Annotated in this window: 15 protein-coding genes; 4 read left to right on the forward strand and 11 right to left on the reverse strand. The window is 46.8% G+C overall.

What is annotated here, in order from left to right; translation table 11 throughout:
• Positions 1–146 precede the first annotated feature (146 nt).
• A complete protein-coding gene (locus tag NO352_RS11445; RefSeq protein ID WP_289355712.1) occupies positions 147–2,657 on the forward strand; it encodes an excinuclease ABC subunit UvrA in 2,511 nt (836 codons plus the stop codon).
• A gap of 124 nt (positions 2,658–2,781) precedes the next feature.
• Positions 2,782–3,207, forward strand: coding sequence for a MarR family winged helix-turn-helix transcriptional regulator (locus tag NO352_RS11450; protein ID WP_005550022.1), 426 nt, complete (start codon positions 2,782–2,784; stop codon positions 3,205–3,207).
• Positions 3,208–3,411: 204 nt separating this feature from the next.
• On the opposite strand, the gene NO352_RS11455 is transcribed toward NO352_RS11450, so the two are convergent.
• The 3 genes from NO352_RS11455 to NO352_RS11465 form a co-directional block, all read right to left on the reverse strand.
• Positions 3,412–4,251, reverse strand: a complete 840-nt coding sequence (locus NO352_RS11455) for a hypothetical protein (RefSeq protein WP_289355713.1) — start codon at positions 4,249–4,251, stop codon at positions 3,412–3,414.
• A gap of 117 nt (positions 4,252–4,368) precedes the next feature.
• Positions 4,369–4,797 (reverse strand): thiol-disulfide oxidoreductase DCC family protein, encoded by a 429-nt coding sequence (locus NO352_RS11460; RefSeq protein WP_289355714.1) that lies wholly within the window; start codon positions 4,795–4,797, stop codon positions 4,369–4,371.
• Between the two features lie 44 nt (positions 4,798–4,841).
• Complete coding sequence (locus tag NO352_RS11465; RefSeq protein WP_005550018.1) at positions 4,842–5,402, reverse strand: helix-turn-helix domain-containing protein; 561 nt, start codon at positions 5,400–5,402, stop codon at positions 4,842–4,844.
• Positions 5,403–5,551: 149 nt separating this feature from the next.
• Here NO352_RS11465 and NO352_RS11470 point away from each other — a divergent pair, with 149 nt between their 5' ends.
• Positions 5,552–6,538, forward strand: coding sequence for a DMT family transporter (locus NO352_RS11470; RefSeq protein WP_268599861.1), 987 nt, complete (start codon positions 5,552–5,554; stop codon positions 6,536–6,538).
• A gap of 136 nt (positions 6,539–6,674) precedes the next feature.
• On the opposite strand, the gene NO352_RS11475 is transcribed toward NO352_RS11470, so the two are convergent.
• The 3 genes from NO352_RS11475 to NO352_RS11485 all read right to left on the reverse strand — a co-directional run bounded on the left by NO352_RS11475 (position 6,675) and on the right by NO352_RS11485 (position 10,325).
• Entirely contained in the window at positions 6,675–6,866 is a 192-nt protein-coding gene (locus tag NO352_RS11475; RefSeq protein ID WP_157267191.1) for a hypothetical protein, read from the reverse strand.
• 281 nt (positions 6,867–7,147) lie between these two features.
• Complete coding sequence (locus NO352_RS11480; RefSeq protein WP_289355715.1) at positions 7,148–9,082, reverse strand: LTA synthase family protein; 1,935 nt, start codon at positions 9,080–9,082, stop codon at positions 7,148–7,150.
• A gap of 142 nt (positions 9,083–9,224) precedes the next feature.
• Positions 9,225–10,325 carry a hypothetical protein gene (locus NO352_RS11485; protein ID WP_289355716.1) on the reverse strand — a complete coding sequence of 367 codons (1,101 nt, stop codon included), beginning with the start codon at positions 10,323–10,325 and terminating at the stop codon, positions 9,225–9,227.
• Positions 10,326–11,085: 760 nt separating this feature from the next.
• Here NO352_RS11485 and NO352_RS11490 point away from each other — a divergent pair.
• Positions 11,086–11,727 (forward strand): hypothetical protein, encoded by a 642-nt coding sequence (locus NO352_RS11490; RefSeq protein WP_289355717.1) that lies wholly within the window; start codon positions 11,086–11,088, stop codon positions 11,725–11,727.
• 410 nt (positions 11,728–12,137) lie between these two features.
• Here NO352_RS11490 and NO352_RS11495 read toward each other — a convergent pair whose 3' ends face one another.
• From NO352_RS11495 to NO352_RS11515, 5 genes are all read right to left on the reverse strand, one after another.
• Positions 12,138–13,280, reverse strand: a complete 1,143-nt coding sequence (locus NO352_RS11495) for a hypothetical protein (RefSeq protein WP_289355718.1) — start codon at positions 13,278–13,280, stop codon at positions 12,138–12,140.
• Positions 13,281–13,547: 267 nt separating this feature from the next.
• A complete protein-coding gene (locus NO352_RS11500; protein WP_005550004.1) occupies positions 13,548–14,240 on the reverse strand; it encodes an LrgB family protein in 693 nt (230 codons plus the stop codon).
• Entirely contained in the window at positions 14,237–14,614 is a 378-nt protein-coding gene (locus tag NO352_RS11505) for a CidA/LrgA family protein (RefSeq protein ID WP_163977583.1), read from the reverse strand. The genes NO352_RS11500 and NO352_RS11505 overlap by 4 nt, the downstream gene beginning before the upstream one ends.
• A 226-nt stretch (positions 14,615–14,840) precedes the next feature.
• The gene (locus NO352_RS11510; RefSeq protein ID WP_289355719.1) at positions 14,841–17,396 is read right to left on the reverse strand and encodes a flippase-like domain-containing protein; all 2,556 of its coding nucleotides are present in this window, start codon (positions 17,394–17,396) and stop codon (positions 14,841–14,843) included.
• Between the two features lie 103 nt (positions 17,397–17,499).
• Complete coding sequence (locus tag NO352_RS11515; RefSeq protein WP_005550000.1) at positions 17,500–18,432, reverse strand: tyrosine-type recombinase/integrase; 933 nt, start codon at positions 18,430–18,432, stop codon at positions 17,500–17,502.
• Positions 18,433–18,446 lie beyond the last annotated feature (14 nt).

Below are 18,446 nucleotides of genomic sequence, written 5' to 3' on the forward strand. Positions count from 1 at the left end.
GATCTATCGGCACAGCAACTTCATCTCATATCCTGCCGTTGCCGCTATTTGACATTGGGTTCGAACAGGACTATAGTAGTTTCTGCACACAATAGTTTCCCAATTCAACTATTTCCTGATTCCATTTATTAAGGAGTGAAATCAACATGACTGCATCATCACCCGATTGGATCGTCATCCAAGGAGCCCGGGAACATAACTTGAAGGATGTCACGGTTCGCTTTCCACGGAATCAATTGTCTGTTGTATCGGGCGTATCCGGCTCAGGTAAATCCACCCTTTTGTTCAACATCCTCGTCCAAGAAGGGGAACGCAAGTTTGTCAGTGCTTCCGGACATGCCGCGGACGATGTACAGCGTCCGGATTATGACAACATCTATGGCTTGTCACCAATCATCAGCGTTAGTCAACATCATCACAACTTCAGCCGACGCTCCACTGTCGGAACGTATAGTGAAATTTATACATACCTTCGCCTTCTATACACCGCTATTGGTGAACGAGCTTGCCCGCACTGCCATACGATATTCAACTATGCAGATATACGAACATCCCCTGTTCGCATGTCCGAAGAGAATCACATGCATCAAGAACAATATGCTTGCCCTTCCTGCGGACAACCAGTAGAAAATATAACGATGGCGCACTTCTCCTTTAATTCGCAGTTGGGTGCGTGCCCAACGTGTACCGGTCTTGGCGAACAAGTAGAGCCCATTCTCGATGCAATTGTACGTCCCGACTTGTCGATTCAAGATGGCGGCATTCAAGTATGGAAAAAGGGCTTCCTGTGGCACTTTGCCCCGCTTCTCCTGCGTGCAGCCAAATATTATCGTCTTCCCTTGCTCGAAGAGGATCTTCAGCGGCCGATCGGCGAATTGCCGGACATCGTGCGTCACATGCTGCTGTACGGAACGGACGACCAACACATTCGCGAACTTCGCCCTGACGCCCCTGCCCCATCCAATATGAAGCAGGGTAAATATGAGGGTGCCGTGAACAGCCTGCTGCGCCGCTATTACGAGGGTGACGATGACGAAGAATCACAGCAGGAATTCACACGCTTCCTACGAACGGTTCCATGCGGATCATGTCACGGATCGCGGTTGAATCCCGCCAGTCTTCACGTCCTGGTGCACAACACGCCGATCCACCATCTTATGTCCATGTCTCTAACGCAACTGCTAAATTGGCTGGAAGACTTGCCTTCTACTCTGCCTGAGCGATACATCGAAGCGGCTCATCCTATCTGGATAGAATTGCTGGAACGTACGCAAAGTCTCATGAATACGGGACTGGATTATCTAACACTGGATCGAAGCTTTTCTAGCCTGTCTGGCGGCGAAGCGCAACGTATGCGGCTGTCCTCCTTGCTGAATTCGAGCTTGAGCGGCATGATCTGTATACTTGATGAACCTACGGCAGGATTGCACCCGCAGGATACCGACAAGCTGATGCGTTCGATACGCAAGCTAACTGATCTAGGCAATACGGTAATCGTCATCGAACATGATATTGATGTGATCCGACAAGCGGACTATGTCGTAGACATTGGGCCAGGTGCTGGAGAGCTTGGGGGAAATTTGATGTTCCAAGGCAAGGTCAATGAGTTGATGCTGAATCCAGAATCGATGACGGCACGAAGCTTGCGGGGTTCTTTGGAGACGAACCGGTCAACTGCTCGCAGTTGGCATCGCGTATTAACGATCCGTGATGCGCATTCGAACAATTTGCAGCATATTACGGTAGATATTCCTCTAGGAGTCCTTACCGTCATAGCAGGCGTATCGGGCTCAGGTAAATCCACTCTCGTATTAGAAGAGCTGCTCCCGCGAATTCAATCTTGCCGTTTAACATCGACTAAATCAGATCGAATAAGCGGACATGAGCATATCCAGCATCTCGTTGTTGTAGATCAGCAAGTAATGGGCAAAATATCCCGTTCCAATGCAGCGACGTATACAAAAGTTTTTGACGATATTCGGGAATGGTTCAAGGAGCTTGCATCTCGACAAGGCTTACGATTAAAAGCCTCAGATTTCTCCTTCAATGTAGCCGGAGGAAGATGTGAATCATGCAAAGGCACAGGCAGCATTAAAGTTCAAATGCACTTCATGGCCGATCGTTTCATTGCCTGCCCGACTTGCCAAGGCAAACGTTATCATGAGAAAATACTATCTGTGCAATGGCGCGGACACTCTATCGCTGATGTGCTTCAGTTAAGTATCGAGCAGGCGAGGGAACTATTCCGCGATAATCTGAAAATCGTAGCTAAGCTGAATTGCTTATGCGACATTGGCTTAGGGTATTTGCGGATGGGCCAGCCATCCAGTACTTTTTCCGGCGGTGAGGCTCAACGTGTCAAGCTGGCTGCTGAGCTGTCCAATGCCAGAAGCGGTCATACGCTGTACATATTGGATGAACCATCAGTAGGATTGCACAATCAAGATACGAGTAAGCTGCTGGCAGTATTGAATCGCCTTGTCGATCGAGGGGACTCGGTTCTGCTCATCGAGCACCATACCCAACTTATCGCAAATGCTGATTGGGTGATCGAGCTCGGACACGGAGGTGGACAGGCTGGAGGATCCGTTATCGCATTTGGAACTCCGGATGAGCTCCGCACCTGCAAAGAGTCGATTATTGGAGCATACTTATAAGCTCAACGCTTCTCCCGATGGGTCTGATGATGTCCACGAGACTACAAGATGCAGATAAATGCATCATCGGGGCTGACAATAGATATGACCATAGAAGATATGCACATAGAAAGGAAGGTTCTCCTTGTCAGAAAGACAATTATATGACTTCGAAACCGAATTTACGATGCTCCAATGCAAACTGGCAGCCGAGCATAATCGATTTAACGTGGAAGGAATCACGTCCGCCCAATACAATATACTTGATCTGCTTAATACCAGCGGCCCAAGGACAACTCGAGAGCTTGCCGATGCGTTCCATGCATCGCTGTCAGCGATCTCAAAGCTGACAAAGAAGCTGATTGAGAAAAAGATGATTACCCAGACTCGAGACAAAAGCGATAGAAGGTACATGTATCATGATATCACCGTGGCGGGGCTGGACTTTCTTAAAAAAGCAGCAGAATCCCGGCATAGCATCATGGACGATATTCGGATTGCACTAAGCGAGGATGAGCTGACCCAGTTTGCTCGCCTATGTGGAAAAATAAATCAAACTATCCAAAAGTAACATTTGAAAGGTGCACCATGTAGTTCACTCATATTGTGCACCTTTTACACTTGGAATTCCGCTATTTCCCTAATGCAGTCTTATCTTTCAATATCCCTTGGATGCACGGAACCACGAACCAGCCCCCTAATTTTGACCCATCTTCGATTTCGTTCACAATAGCATCTTCAAATCATTTTTTAATAAGTACAAGATGGTTTCGTTTCATCCTGCTCTGCTTCTTCGTGACCTCGGCCACGGAGCGAACAATAGCGTTACAGGCAGCAGTAGCAAGCCAACGATAAGCAGTGTCCAAATAACACTGTTCTGCATATTCAGCTCATGTTCAATAATCGCCTCCAATGACGATCCAACAACATACCCGCTTTCAATCCGTTCAGGCATGTCCTTCGGCGCATATGGAGCCAGACCTGCATACAGGACGGAATCAGTACCTTCAGGAAAAGCCATCGGCTTTAGTTGCCCGTCCACTGCCTCACCAATAACGGTAACCTCCTCGCCATTTCGCACGCCTGCATAGCTCCGTGCCGTTTCCTTCTGGCTCACAACGAGTATGTTACCATTCTCCACTGTTTGGTCTGAATCACGAAGCGAACCTTCTAGCAGCGGCACTTCCAGACCTGTCAGTCGGAATACAGAAGGTTGAAGCGAGATACCGTTTACCGACAGTCCGTTGACATCACCAATCGTTGACGTCATAACAGCCACATACCTGCATTTGCGAGAATTACATGACCAATTGCGATCTTCCTTCACGAGAATCGCATAAGAGTCTGTCAAATCATCATCTCGAGCAGGGGCGCTTGATTTCAGTGCCCCCTTTATAGCAACTATGCCGCTCGTATCTGCAGTTATCGTTTGAACCGCAACCGCATGTTTTATATCCCTTTCCCACCCTTTTGACTCGCTGTAGATGATAGCGAAACCACTGAAAATGAGAATATCTGCAAGCAGAAAAAAAAGAAACCACCCGCGTATCTTTCGAGTTTTGGTGCCCTTTCGTTGTGTACCTTGATGACGCTGGTTCGTCACGCTCGCTCTCACTCCCCACTTCCTTTTTTTCTTATGATCGAGAAAAATGAACAATTGCAGTTATATATGGCTGCAAATTACAACACAAACACAAAAACGCCCACTAGCTGCACATAAGGACGTTAGAATCTACTTGTGTTTAACTGGTAGCTCCCCATTTAAAGGAATATCACAACTGTCATGATTACATTGCCCGGCGGGAACAATGGTGCGCCTTGAAGCGATGTATGTATACAACTTTTCTCCTACTCCCAGCTTCATACTAATCCAAACAAACGGACTAATAAGCATGAGTATGGGCACTCGCATACAGAGAGCATGCACCGCCTCAACGCCAGAGCGAATGCGTCCGCTGCCCGTCTCCCGGACATGCATGCTGGATATCAAGTGATCGACGGATACCGATATCCGTTCTGTTACCTCGGGCTCGCGTATGGAGTAAAATTGCAGCACATGCAGCCAATCCCAGCGCTCCAGCCGCTTGCGTATTCCTGTGCATAACGGGCACCACCCGTCATAATATACTTCCAGCAACCAACGTGATTGTGGGTGCATCATCTCCACCTACCTTTCCAGTCTTCTCCTATATGAATAACAGCATGTTACGAGTAAAATACCGTAAATTGCACGACCGCCTCTTCATCCCCTACATTGGCATACATATGCGTTTCGGTAGCTGAAAATTGAATCGAGTCAAATTGATGAAGTGTATACGTATCCTCCCCGATCGTCAATCGGATCGTGCCTGACATAACCGTCGCAATTTCCACAGTCCATGGGTGATTCGGTTCTGGCTCGTATACACAATTCGGCTTCAACCGTGCACGCAGCATTTCCATCTTTTCGCGCAAGTCCGTAAATACAGGCTCCAATATCCACTGCCCTGACTCGCTTTCATAGGTAGGGCCGTGGCCTGCGCGCGAAATCCGCACCGACTTATCGGGCATGAGCAGCGTCATGAGCGGGACGGACAAGTGCCGGGATATTTTCCACATCATTCCGATTGTCGGATTCGTATCCCCACGCTCGATATTCCCAAGAGTAAGCTTGCTTACCCCTGATAGAACGGCTAATTCTTCTAAGCTGAGCTGCTTATCTTTTCTTAACTTCCGCAAATTCGCTCCTACCGATTGCATCAATTGCTTCGTTTCGTGTTCATTCATCGAATGTTTCCCCCAATTCAAACGAATAGTGTACAATCATCACGAAAATATTTATTACAATATACTTTACTTAAAATATAATATAGTATATTATACTTTACTGGATACACAATTGAAAATGATTTTCAAGTAGAGGTAAGGTGAGCATCATGAGAGCCATATTTGTTGGCATTTTAGCATCCATGTTTTTTTCATCCACATTCATTATTAATCGCGCGATGAACCTATCTGGGACAAGCTGGGCTTGGACCGCATCGCTGCGCTTTTTACTTGCCATCCCAATCCTGCTGGCAATTGTTGCATTTCGCAAAAACCTTACACCGCTTTTCCGAGAAATGCGCAAGCATCCTTTGCACTGGCTAACTTGGGGTTCCATGTGCGGCGTCGCGTTCTATTCTCTGCTTAGCTTCGCGGCAGTCTATGCACCATCTTGGCTCACATCAGGAACGTGGCAAATTACGATCTTAATTGGCGCATGCTTGTCTCCTCTGTTCTATGAGACTCGCCAGACACCGAATGGCCCGGTAAAAGTGCGACAATCTATTCCATTCAAAAGCATGCGTATTTCCGTCATTATACTTATCGGTGTAGCATTCATGCAAGTGTCTGAAGCGAGCAATGTTACACTGTCTGAATTGCTGCTTGGTTTCATACCTGTTATTATCGGCGCCACCTTCTATCCGCTTGGCAACCGTAAAATGATGGAGCTGTGCGGCAGTAAGCTGGATTCCTTCCAGCGCACACTCGGCATGGCGCTTGGCAGCATGCCTATTGCCATTCTGCTTGGCATTTATGGAACCGCTACGGTTGGATTGCCATCCGCTTCCCAGTTAGGTCAAGCTTTGCTGCTTGCCATTAGCTCTGGCGTAATCGCCAGCCTGCTGTTCTTCTTGGCAACCGATATGGCGAAGCACAACACAGTGCTGCTTGCCGGGGTCGAATCTACCCAAGCAGGTATTCTTATCTTCACCGTGCTTGGCGAGGTACTGCTGCTCAACGGTTCATTCCCTCAAGGGTGGTCGCTCGTCGGAATGTTCATCATTATTGCCGGGATGATCGCCACAAGCTTGGCAAATCGCAATATTGCGCCGGTCAAGCCTAAGCCTGCACCCACACTATCCAAGAGTGCTAGCTAATATACGGATACAGCGAAAGAGCGCCGCATACAGCCAATGTGTATGCGGCGCTCTTTCTATTATATAAGGTGGAGGGAAAACTAACCATGGTAAGTTATTATTTTCACAAAGTAATCAAAATGAAAGTCATTGATGGTTATGCGTAGTACGCATTCAGTAATTCACGTGTTTCTTCATTTTCTTGTTCAGGTGCAAGTCCTTTGTCTGCCCAGCATTGTCTGCACTCTTCTTCTGTCGTGCAGCGGTCGTTATCATCACACATATAGCAAAGTTGAAGGAAGTTGCGAGTTACTTGATCCGTTGTGTCAAATGTTTTGAATGTTCTCATCATTATCACTCCCTGTTCTTTATGGTTATACTATATCATGGAATTTAATGATAGTATGTGAATTAAATCACAACTTAACGTGAACATATATATGTAAGCTGCAGTTCTCCCACAATCGTTTGGTTACGGTAGAACTGCAGCTATTTACTGGAGTTCTTATTTCTTGTCCTTCATTTCTAGATGAATTTTGCTGCTGCATCGGATACGGCTGCTTCCGCAACATAATCTGTCGGGTTCATCGTTACATAACGGATAGCCCTTCATCCTATTATTATTTTGCGTTATCTTTTCGGGAGCAGCTGAATATATTCGTCTGAAAGCTTCATCAAAGAGAGAATATAGTCGTAATCCTTTCGATACGCTTCTTGAACCGGGACAGGCTGTAGGGTTTTCAGCGAAATGGCCGTACCATCCTCAAAGCCCTCGCCTGGGACGAACATCACCTCATTATTGAAAAATGAGCCCGTAGGCAAATAATAACGCATACCAACCACGTTATTATCGGTGTTCAGCATATCGCGTCCAAAAGCGATAAATTGCTTCTCCTGTAGCGATATACCGAGTAGGTTGGCGATCGTCGGCATAATATCAATCTGACCGCCTATATGTTCAATGACTTTCCCCCCGGCTTGTTTCGGCACATGGATAATAAGCGGAATATTAAAGCGGCTCACTTCATTCGAGTAAGGAACACCCAATCTTTTAGATATATCTGCGTCGCTTCCTTCATTCGGATTCACGCCAAAATGATCGCCATACACGACCAGCATTGTTTGATCCCAGACTCCTTGCTTCTTTAACTCTTCGATAAACTGACCCAACGCATAATCGGTATAGTTAATTGCCGTTAGATAGTTCCCTATATACGAGCCCTCCATATCTGCTGGGAGCTTCAACTTCCGCAGCTTGTCCGGAACAAGAAATGGAGCATGACTGGATGTTGTAACGAATTGAGCATAGAAGGGCTTATCCTTTTTCGTCATGTCCCGAATCTGTTTTGCTCCGATCCGATACAATTCTTCATCCGAAGCACCAAAATCATTGAAGAAATCGTTCGTATAGTATGGCTTATCGTAGTAATGATCGAATGCTAAACCAGGATAAAGCAAATGTCGGTTCCAGAATGTTACGTCATTGACATGGAACGTCGCCGATTGATAATTCAAGTCATGAAGGAGCCGAGGCAGGCTTGGCAGCTCTCTTATCCCAAAGCCCGTAGACATCGCAACCGTTCCTGTCGGGTAAATGGACGTATTGGACAGGAATTCTGCATCCGATGTATTCCCCTGGCCGATTTGCTGATATATATTCGAGAAATAGTAGCTATTCTTCAAAAGCTCATTCAGCACAGGTGTGATCTCCTGTCCTTCCAGCTTGGCTTGGATCGGGAAATTTTGAAAGGCTTCTAGCTGAACCACAACTACATTGGCGCCACGAGCAGTACCGAAATAATGCGGCTGACCAAGCGGCTGGCTGTATTTGCGATAAGGATAAGTTGCTTGAAGCTCATTAATTTTCGATCTTGTTTGATCCAGGTTTCCGTTCGCAATGATTTCATTCTCACGTATAATTTTCAACGCTGTTGCTGCTTGATAGTTGAGATAGCCAATCTTCTCTGACTTTACTTTCTCATTGCTGATCGATTCGGCCTTGTCTATTACGAACCAGGAGTAGCTCATGCAGACGACCATAAGCAGAGCCGCTGCTACTCTCCACTTCCAACCTATGTACCGCTGCAAAGGAGCCGAATCCATCCAGAATCTCTGTTTCGAGTAGTTTCTGCGGAGCAACCATCGCGTTGCTACGATAATCAATGCCACTGCAATATCTACAAAAAACAAAAAATGTGAGGTCTTGATGAGCGGCCCGATGCTGCCGCTGATTTGGGGAACTTGCCCCATTTCATTAAACGCTGTAAATGTCGGAACTGAATTAAAGTGAATATGGTACAGCGTCGCTGCGAACATAATAATAGAGAAAATGCCATTAAAAACCCAATAAATAGATCCCTTCACTAGTCGAGGCAATACTGCTTCAAAGAAACTGACAAGAACAAGTATTGAAATCATATCTGTCAGCAAGCCTGATGCGGTTACCGAATCATAGACGAAGTGACGAAGCAGCATTAATTTCCCCACTAGAAGAAATGTCAACAGCCCGCCTTGCGAAAGCTGAACCCTCTGGCGTTCCACCTTAGCCAGTGAAATATTAGTCATGATCGCTCATCCTTTGCAATGATGTTCATTCGTGATGATGATGCTTTTTTTACATACCGACCTATTATAATACAGAACCAAATGAATGAATATGGTTATTATGGATCACGAGGAAGCGATTGCTACCCTCATATCCCGCTTCCTAATCGTGCTCCTGATCCGATGTAGAGAAAAAATGATAGGAGCCCTGCCATGAAGCAGTCCCTCCTTTTTTCAACACCGCTGATTTATTATAGACTTGCAGGAAGTATGACTTGCCATAATCCTGGGTAAATACAATCGGCTGATCTTCAGCAAGATAATGCAACTGTCCGAACCCATAATTGCGATCAAGCGTTACAAGCAATTGATGCTGACTTCCATCCTGCACTGCTGAGCTAACCAAGTATTTATCAACGTCAGGATGCTGAGACTTCGTACCAGAGTCGCTGTACTTGGATCCTGCACTTCTTGCTACTTCTGTTGTCCCCGCATAGTAGCGCACCTCATTGTTCCATGCCCCATTGACAGATTGCAAACCATAATACCGATAAAGCGTGATATCCTCGAGCGGCAAAATATCCAAATGTACTTGTACCTTTCCACCTTCTACCTCATACGTTACGGTTTCCTGCAAAATTTCACGGCCGCTGCCATCCTGCTCCTTCGTATTAAAGCCTTGAATTCGATTAACAACTTCGATTTTGATCTTGTTTCCGGTTGCAACGATCCCATCTTGCAGCTCTTTCCCATCTACCCAAACTTTGTACCGAACGGTTCTTCCTGTTGTAGAGCTATTCTCACCGCCATCATAATTATGATTGCCGCCAGTGAAATCCTGACCCTTTCCATTGCCATTCTGGTTGGCACCAACGATGTACGGTCCAATCCAGTCCGATATATCAGGCCATAGAATCACTGAAGGACGAGCCAAATCCGCATTGGTATCCTTGTTCGCATTCGGACTAAGCCTCCACTCCTTCATCCCGTACAAGTGATTCGCACCGGCATGGTCGAACATAATCCACATATCGTTGCCGCTATTGTACTTATGCGCAATCTTCAGGCTGCTTCCATTTTTCAAGACATATTGAGTGGTGCCAAGCAGCGGGTTGGTCAGTATTGGATTTGAAAATGCGTAATTCATTTTTAATGGGTATTCACTCCCCTTCATCTGAGCAACGGTCGAACAAAACGATGCCATGAGCACCGAAGCAAGAAGGAAGGTAGCCGTCAGTATACGTACATATTTCATTGCCTTCATTAGTTCACTCCCTTTAATCTTTTAATAAAGCGTTTACATAAAATCGGATCATAACGCCATCAATTCTCTAGCATCCTCTCTCTTCTAAGTGAACTCTCTTTTATGGATATTTCATCCTATCTTATCATAGCAAATTGATTAAATAATTCAATTAATACGTTTGTTTGAAGTTTTTAAAACACGAATTTGATTATAATCCAAACTTGTCGACTTTTTGACTCGGAGAAATACTCATTTGCAGTATACAGTTGCGCATAGAGTGGCATTCCGGGATATGAACATAAGCAAGCACGAATACGATAAGGAGTTTGATCCCATGGTAATGACACCACATGTGATAACTCTCCCCTTTGTATTGCACCATGACATCAAGTATTTTGATAATTATGTCCATTGCCGAATGAGGATGAATATTTCCAATTGTCACCTTGTGAGAACGCATTTAGGGTCTGGTTAAGATAGGTTCACTGGGGAATTGGGCTAGAGGATTTTTCACGACATGTTACTTGGATTCCTGTCATGGCCTGTTTGTTCTGCGCACATTTTGACTGAGAGTTTTTTGCCTGCCCTTTTTGACGAAACAGCCAGGTTATCGTTCATAAAAAAACCGGTAAGTAACGGTTTTGGGAATAATTTTATGTTTAACGGGCAGTAATAGAAAAAGCAAATTCCTATCTATGAGGATGCCCACGAAACCGGTGCATTGCCACACGTCTTAGTTACCGTAAGCAATAGAACACCGACAGAGGAGTGCAGCAAAATGACGCTCGAACTAGGCGACCATGTTTGGTACTGGAATGGCAACATCTCACTTGACCAGAACATCCCGAGGGCCCTTTGGTTCCCAGGTTCGAATCCCCACGATCCAAACGATTACCAGGGCCACGGAAAGGAAATCTACAATTACGTGATCCACGCCGATGAAATCGCGCGTGGACGCCCGCATATGCGAAACTACGAAGGCAGTTTCGCGTGGCTCAACAACAACCCCGGTAACATCACAGGCCGACCCGGCGGGCTCGACTTCGGGCAGTATCCCGGTAAGTTCAACTGGCACAACTTCTTGATCTTCCCAACGTGGAGTGATGGATTCAACGCAATCGCCTTGCTGCTCCGCAGCCCGGCTTACGTGGATCTGTCAATCCTGGACGGATTCAAGAAATACGCCCCCGCGTCAGATGGAAACAACCCGGTTGCATACGCCAACGCGGTGGCTGCGGCTTTGTCGCACGAGGGCATTACGGTGAATACTCGGATCGGCGACCTGACCGACGACCAGATGTTGGTCATGCAAAATAAGATCCAAGAAGTCGAGGGCGCCATTCCCGGCAATAGTCTTGCGTGGGACTCGGAGGACATACCAACAGAGATCGCGAACCAATTGCCGCCTTCTGTCCGCTGAGTCGTCCCCGGGCGCTTCATCGCCGCACAACCCGAAACTGGACAACAGTCCGGTGTACGGGCGCATATTTTTATGTGCGCCCCGAACAACATGATAGGCGGCTTCTATACGCCTCTCACGGACGTGCTGGCTGGAATAGTCGCCAGCACTACGGTTTGCTGCGGCGACCTGCTCGGCCGATACATCGATCCGGCGGAATTCCGCCTTACTTACATCTGGCGCTGGTCGAGATCATCCGCGGGGCGCCGGGCGGCAGTACGTCGGCGTGGATCTCTACCAGTTCTTCCTCGACTTGGAATCGGCCAGATCCGTACAGTTGTTCCAGTCACTACCAGTATTCTCCCCATACAGGCACAAAAACAGGGCCTGCATGTGCATGCCCTATTGGCCAAAACATTATGCTATTATTCTTATGGCTCTGGATCATAAGCAACGTTAACGGAGCGATACCCGAGCTGTTTGATTTGCTCTGTTGTCATATATAAGATACCTTCCTCCAGAACACTATTTGCGGGATTCAATTCGATTAAGCGACTTCCATGCTCAAGTTTAAATCGGAAGGCAGCGGCCTTCTTATCCAGCTTGCTTAGCTTCCAACCATACACTTCCGCAAGCGGCTTAACCGGAATTTTCGCAGTCTGCTTCTCTTCAAATATAAACGGCACGCGCGCGGTCGTACCATCAATCGTCACTTTGTAATCGCACTGCGTCTTCATTTTCATTTTTTCCTCGGGCAGCGCGTCCAGATCGAAATCCGACGGCAAATCAATCGTTGAATCCTTCGCGTTCTCGGAGTGCGGCAAATAAGCTTCAGCCGCTGCCCAATCCTTCAAGGGCTTGGATACGCGCTTCTTCAAATCCAAAACATACAAAGGGCGATCTGGCTTGTTCAATGTATACACCACGTATCCCTTGTCTGGTTGAACGCCGCGGAGGTTACCAAAAGCGACACGATCCAGCTTATCCGCAGCAGGATCGTAGATCACAATTTCCTCCTGGTTTGACTTTTCATTCAAGCGACTATAGATGATTCGATTATCTGAAATCCACGTAGCTCCAATGGAATAATCCATGCGAAGCCACTCCTTCGTTTTCCCGGTTTGATTATTACGCAATACATAACTATGAACCTTGCCCGTATTTCCTTTACCAGTCGGTTCAAAATATAACCGTTCATGTATGCCCCATTTGCCGTCAGGCGAGGAACGGAACAATTTCCCCTTCACAACTTCTTGATCCTCAGGATCATAAATATACTGCATCCCGCCTTCCACACTATCGGCAAAATTAGTATCGAGCACAGGTAGTTGCTGACCTTCTTCTACCCGCATGCTCCTAATATTCGGGTTCCATTTCTTCCACTGGCCGTCAGCCATCTTTACAACAACACGCTTCTCGCGCGTCTCCAAGTCGATCCGTTCAACATTATAATAGACCGCCCCGCTCTGCGGATCGGTAAATATCTTCTCGGCAGAATATGTACCTGCTGCACCTGCGAGTGATGGCAGGCTCAAGCCTAAGAGGATACCCCATGCCCAAATTGTCGCCTTCAAGGGATCATCTCCTTCACGTATAATATCATTCATCAGCACAGCCCGATATGTTGGCTGCATATTTGATTTTTCGCCTACTAATAACAACGTGCTGCAATCGAAAATGTTTCAACTCTTTTTATAAGCCTTGTCATATAGACGAATAGGGTGAAGTTGTTCCCTTCAATGCTTTGGTTCTACTAATATAATCAGTTCCAACAAAAAAACGCCTACCGCACGTGCGATAGACGTCTCCTACTTGTTAGCCTGTGATGTGCATAACAAGCATTACATAAAGAACATATAAATGGGTGTAAATAAAATGGATGTAATTAGTCCAGCTAACCCCATTGCCAAACCACTAAACGTACCTTGCTTCTCTGAATCCGCCAAACTCTTTGCTGTCCCGAATCCATGTGCAGCTGTTCCCATTGCAATGCCGAGGGGCACTTCGCCGCGAATACCGGTCATGCGCAGGAAGCTCGTTCCGAACAATGCACCTACAACACCGGTAAATACCGTAAATACAGCGGACAATTCAGGCATTGCGCCTAGCGACTTCGAAATTTCAACCGCGATTGGTGAGCTGACTGATTTCGGCAGCATGCTCAGCATCACCTCTCTCGCACCATCCAAGCTCATCATGATCGCCGCGACACTAACTATCCCTACAAGCGATCCGCATGTAATCGACAAGCAGATGGCAGCGAACTGTTTCTTAACCAGCTCACGATATTTATAAATCGGTACACCGAGTGCAATTGTAGCTGGCCCAAGGATGAGAGCCAAAATATCTGCCCCATTTTTATAATCTTGAAGCGGAATGTTTCCGATGACGAGGAAGCCGATTAGCACTACCGAGCAAAATACGATCGGATGCATCCATTTGAAGCGAACGTGCAGAACGCGAGACAATGCATACACAACGATCGTTGCCGCTATTCCAAACAAAGGCTGCTGTGTCCACGATAATACGTTCATGTAGCATCCCCCTTTCTCACTGTTACCGTATCAGCTTCTGACGAGGGCTTCTCCATCTTCGATGCCACGAAGCCGGTCATCCATAGTACGACAAGCGTACTGCCAATAATGCCTACCGAAATACTCACCCAATGCGCACTTAGTATGGGCAAGAACGCCATAATGCCGACAACATACGGGATGAAGAATAACAGCATATGATCAAGCAGGAATTGAGCGGAATTCTCTACCCACTCCAGCTTCACCCACTTCATGCCGAGTGCAATCAGGAACAGCACCAAGCCAAGCACGTTGCCGGGCAGCGGGAGATGAAGCAAATTGTGCAGCCACACACCTGCAATGTTGAACCCTAATAGAATTGCAAATCCAAGCATAAGGAACCACCTTCTGATGATAAGACTTTGTTGAAATCCGTTCCTATTCTGAAACACCACTATTTTAGCAGAACTGGACTTCACGTCCCACAGACGGATATGGTCGAAAAGCTGAGCTGTAAGCGGTTTTTTACAATAAAAAAGGCCTGGAGCAGCCTCCAAGCCTTTTCACCTTTTTTCTGCAATTTTCATAAATTCTAATCATTTTCGCATGATTCGTGTCACACTATTGCCGCAATCGGCGAATAATCCGTGTTACGCGCCACACTGTCCAATTCATATGACGCTGCTTGCGGAATGCAATATACTGCGGCTCCCACGTAACATCAAATAAAGACAACCATACTCTTCTATAGTTATTCATCGGATACAGCTCACGAATCCTGCGGAAGATTGCTACCGCTGTCCGTTCAGACCATAAATATGGCGCACGATCCGATTCAACATGCGAAAGCGGCAATAATCCACTCGCAAGTTGCTTGCAATCATGATGTTGTCCTAACCAAACGATAATGTCGCGCAGCTGCTTCAGCACCTCATCCTGTTCCGGCTGACATAAGCCGTGGCAGGAACGAATATCGCCAATCATTATCATCTCCGCTGTGTAATCAATCCGAAGGACGATGTAGCCGAGCAGTCGATCCCCATCTGCTTCATCCAATAAGCGTACTAACTGCAGCGTAGGATCAGGGACGATTAACATTTGATGAATCGTATCAAGATATCCCGGAGTCACTTCTTCCCACATTTTAGCTGACTCCATAACTTGCTGAACCAATGGTTCTGGCAAAGGGAATGGAATCAGCTCATAGCGATGAAGAGGCGGGCCAGTTACAGGTTCAGCCAGCTCATAACGGGCAATTTCTCCTACCTTGAAAAAGTCATTCCCATAATCATGGAGCAGCGGCATACCCTCAATCCCTGCTTGATAGAACACAATATCAAGCCCAAAACGATCAGCGTGCTCATATAAAGAGTGCAAGGCGTCATGCTCCTTAGCCTTCATTCGTTCTAATCGAGGCATTCCAAGCATAATGACCCGGCGGCCCTTAATAATGAATGGGAAGCGGATTTTGCCGCCATTGACAGAGAAGACACGCTTGTCCGCTACATTGTGATACATCCAGCCATTAATGCCAGTTAAGATGGCTTGATCATCTGCGCGCCAATCTCTTCCAAGCGGCTTCTTTAAATGCCGCTCGAACATCAGTACTCCAATTGCATACATAACTCCCGCTACGAGAAGCCCCGTAATTAATGTCGTCGTAAATTGAACGTAGCCCAAAGTATATGTCGCTGCATCTGCTGACTTTTCATGGTACTCAGCCAACATGTATCCCATCATCATGTACAGAAGCATGAGAAGCGTCCCGAATAAGCTGGTGAAGAAAATGGTGCTCTTCGTTAATGGGAACCGATATCGCGTGAACTGTGAGCGAATTAGAAATAAGAACAGCAGCATTCCGCAAAGCCACAGCGTATGGCGAATCGTTGTCCCTAACAGGAATGTAAGCAGCGTACAAATGGCGAGAGAGGCTAAAGTCATCACATACGCCCGAATCGTTCTTTCAAATAGCCCCTTCAATTGCAGCAGCATCAAAAGGCTTGCACCTAATAAGATACCGTTCACTATTGGAAATATGGAACCATGGAACAAGGGCAGAACGAACATGGATGATTCCCAGGATGGCTCTGTAAACGTGTATGTAAATAAAAACAAAGAGGTCATGAACAGCAGAATCACAACTGACCATGCAGACAAAGAGCTCCATATCGACCTCTGTACGAACCATAGAATGCTTCCTGACTCTATATACGATCCTAACGTAGGATGATCCTCGAACTTCTTGACGGCAACACCGCCGAACTCGAAGGCCGCAAAGATTAACCCCAGCGTAAAGGGAATAAAGTAGTATACGATCCGATAGAGAAGCAATGCGGTAAATACCGTGCTGTCTGCAACCCCTAGCGCCTGCAGGCCAATTAAGTATGTGATGTCGAAAGTCCCGAATCCCCCTGGGACCATACTGATCAGACCGGCGATGGCGCTCACTGTAAATACACCGATTACTTCAGCATAGGAGACATCTGCCTTCAGCATAAATAAGATTACATAGGCCACCGAACCTGCAGCGAGCCATTCAATAAATGACACAACCGTATAGCCAAATGTCAGCTTGGCGTTCGCGTTCGCTCTTCCCTTCCAGCGCGAGAAAAGTAAATACGCAGGAAAGAATAAGGCCACCCCGACAAGAACGATCCATAGCCATCCCTTGGCTGCAAGCAGCTCACCTGCAGGGAACACGTGCAGCAGCACTAAGATACCTAGCAATGATAATCCGCTAATCATGGAAGGCGCCATCCAAGCGATCGCCAGCAGCAATTTACCCGCATCCCCTGTAAATGGACGGTATAGAACGGTACGAATTCCTACCCCAGCAATACCTCCGAATCCAACAATGCCGTTAAAGGTATTTGCAATCCAAGAAACTCGAAATGTTTTGCCAATAGGAACAGGTGCCTTAATCGAACGTAGCAGCAGGCGGTCATAGAAAAACATAGTTGCAACCGCCAGTCCTCCTAATACAATGAGTCCCGTAAAATACTCACTCGATATTAAACGGATGGCATGCAGCGATTCCCGTAGTGAAAACCTGGATAATTCCTTCTTTCCTTGAATAAAGACAAAGATAATGACGGCTAAAGGAAAGGCTATCTTGAGCGTCTGAACAAGCCGCTTATTGCGCAATAAGGCTTGCAGCTTCGTCTTGATTGCATTCATTCAACCCCTCCTCTTTTCCCTGATACCATATAGTTTGTAGTGGGGGCAGGTTCGTTATACGTTTCCCTTCCTAATTGTATACGTTCTTGCATCATTTTTCGACTCATGATAAAAATGCCTGCAAGCGAGTCACAGCTTCTTCTTTTTGTCGATCGGTTACATGGGTGTATACCGTTGTCGTTTGAATGGAAGCATGTCCAAGCATTTCCTGCACGGTTCGTATATCAGTACCGCTCTGCAGCAGCATGGTAGCGAAGGAGTGGCGCAGCTTATGGCAGGAATACGATCGCCCTCTTCCTCCATGCGGTCTCCGTTCCTGATCCGATTGCAGCTTACAAAAAGCCTGCTCTGCAATGTATTGAATATTGCGAATTGACAGACGCTGACCCTTCTGGGAAATGAAGAAGGCATCCTCACCTTCCCTCCAAGGCGTGAGTCGCTCCGCAAGCGCAATGTCCAGCTGAGCAGCAACCACCGCAGGCAGGGGAATCGTTCTCCACTTTCTCCCTTTGCCCAATACTTCAATGGAATGCCGTTCCGGATAATAATCCGATACATTCAGACGATGAACCTCGCCAACACGAAGACCCGCATATCCCATCAGCATGAGAATCGCCAGATTACGATCACGATACTTTCCTTCTGTTCGAACGAGAAGCTGGCGGAGCTGCTCTGGGTTCATAAATACAGGTGCACGGTTCATTTCTGTCTTTGATTTTTTCACCCCGGCAGCCGGGTTCACATCTGCCAGCTCAAACTCATTTAGCGCTTTATAAAAGCTTGTTACTGCACAATGCTTGCGATTACGCGTCGCATCACTCACACCGGACGCCTTCACCTTCGCAAGAAATGAAAGCACTTGGAACTTCGTCGCTTCTTCGGCAGGCTTGCCGTCCAAAGTGAGCAAAAATTGACGAACATCTCCCATATAATTTTTCTTCGTATAATACGTATACCCCGCATTGTCCATCCACAATCGAAAGGCTTCAAGCGGCTGCTCGTACATGGCCTGCAAATCATCTCGTGTCCAGTTCATTACGCATTTCTCCC

The organism is Paenibacillus sp. S-12, from assembly GCF_030363895.1.
GTDB classification, from domain to species: domain Bacteria; phylum Bacillota; class Bacilli; order Paenibacillales; family Paenibacillaceae; genus Paenibacillus_B; species Paenibacillus_B alvei.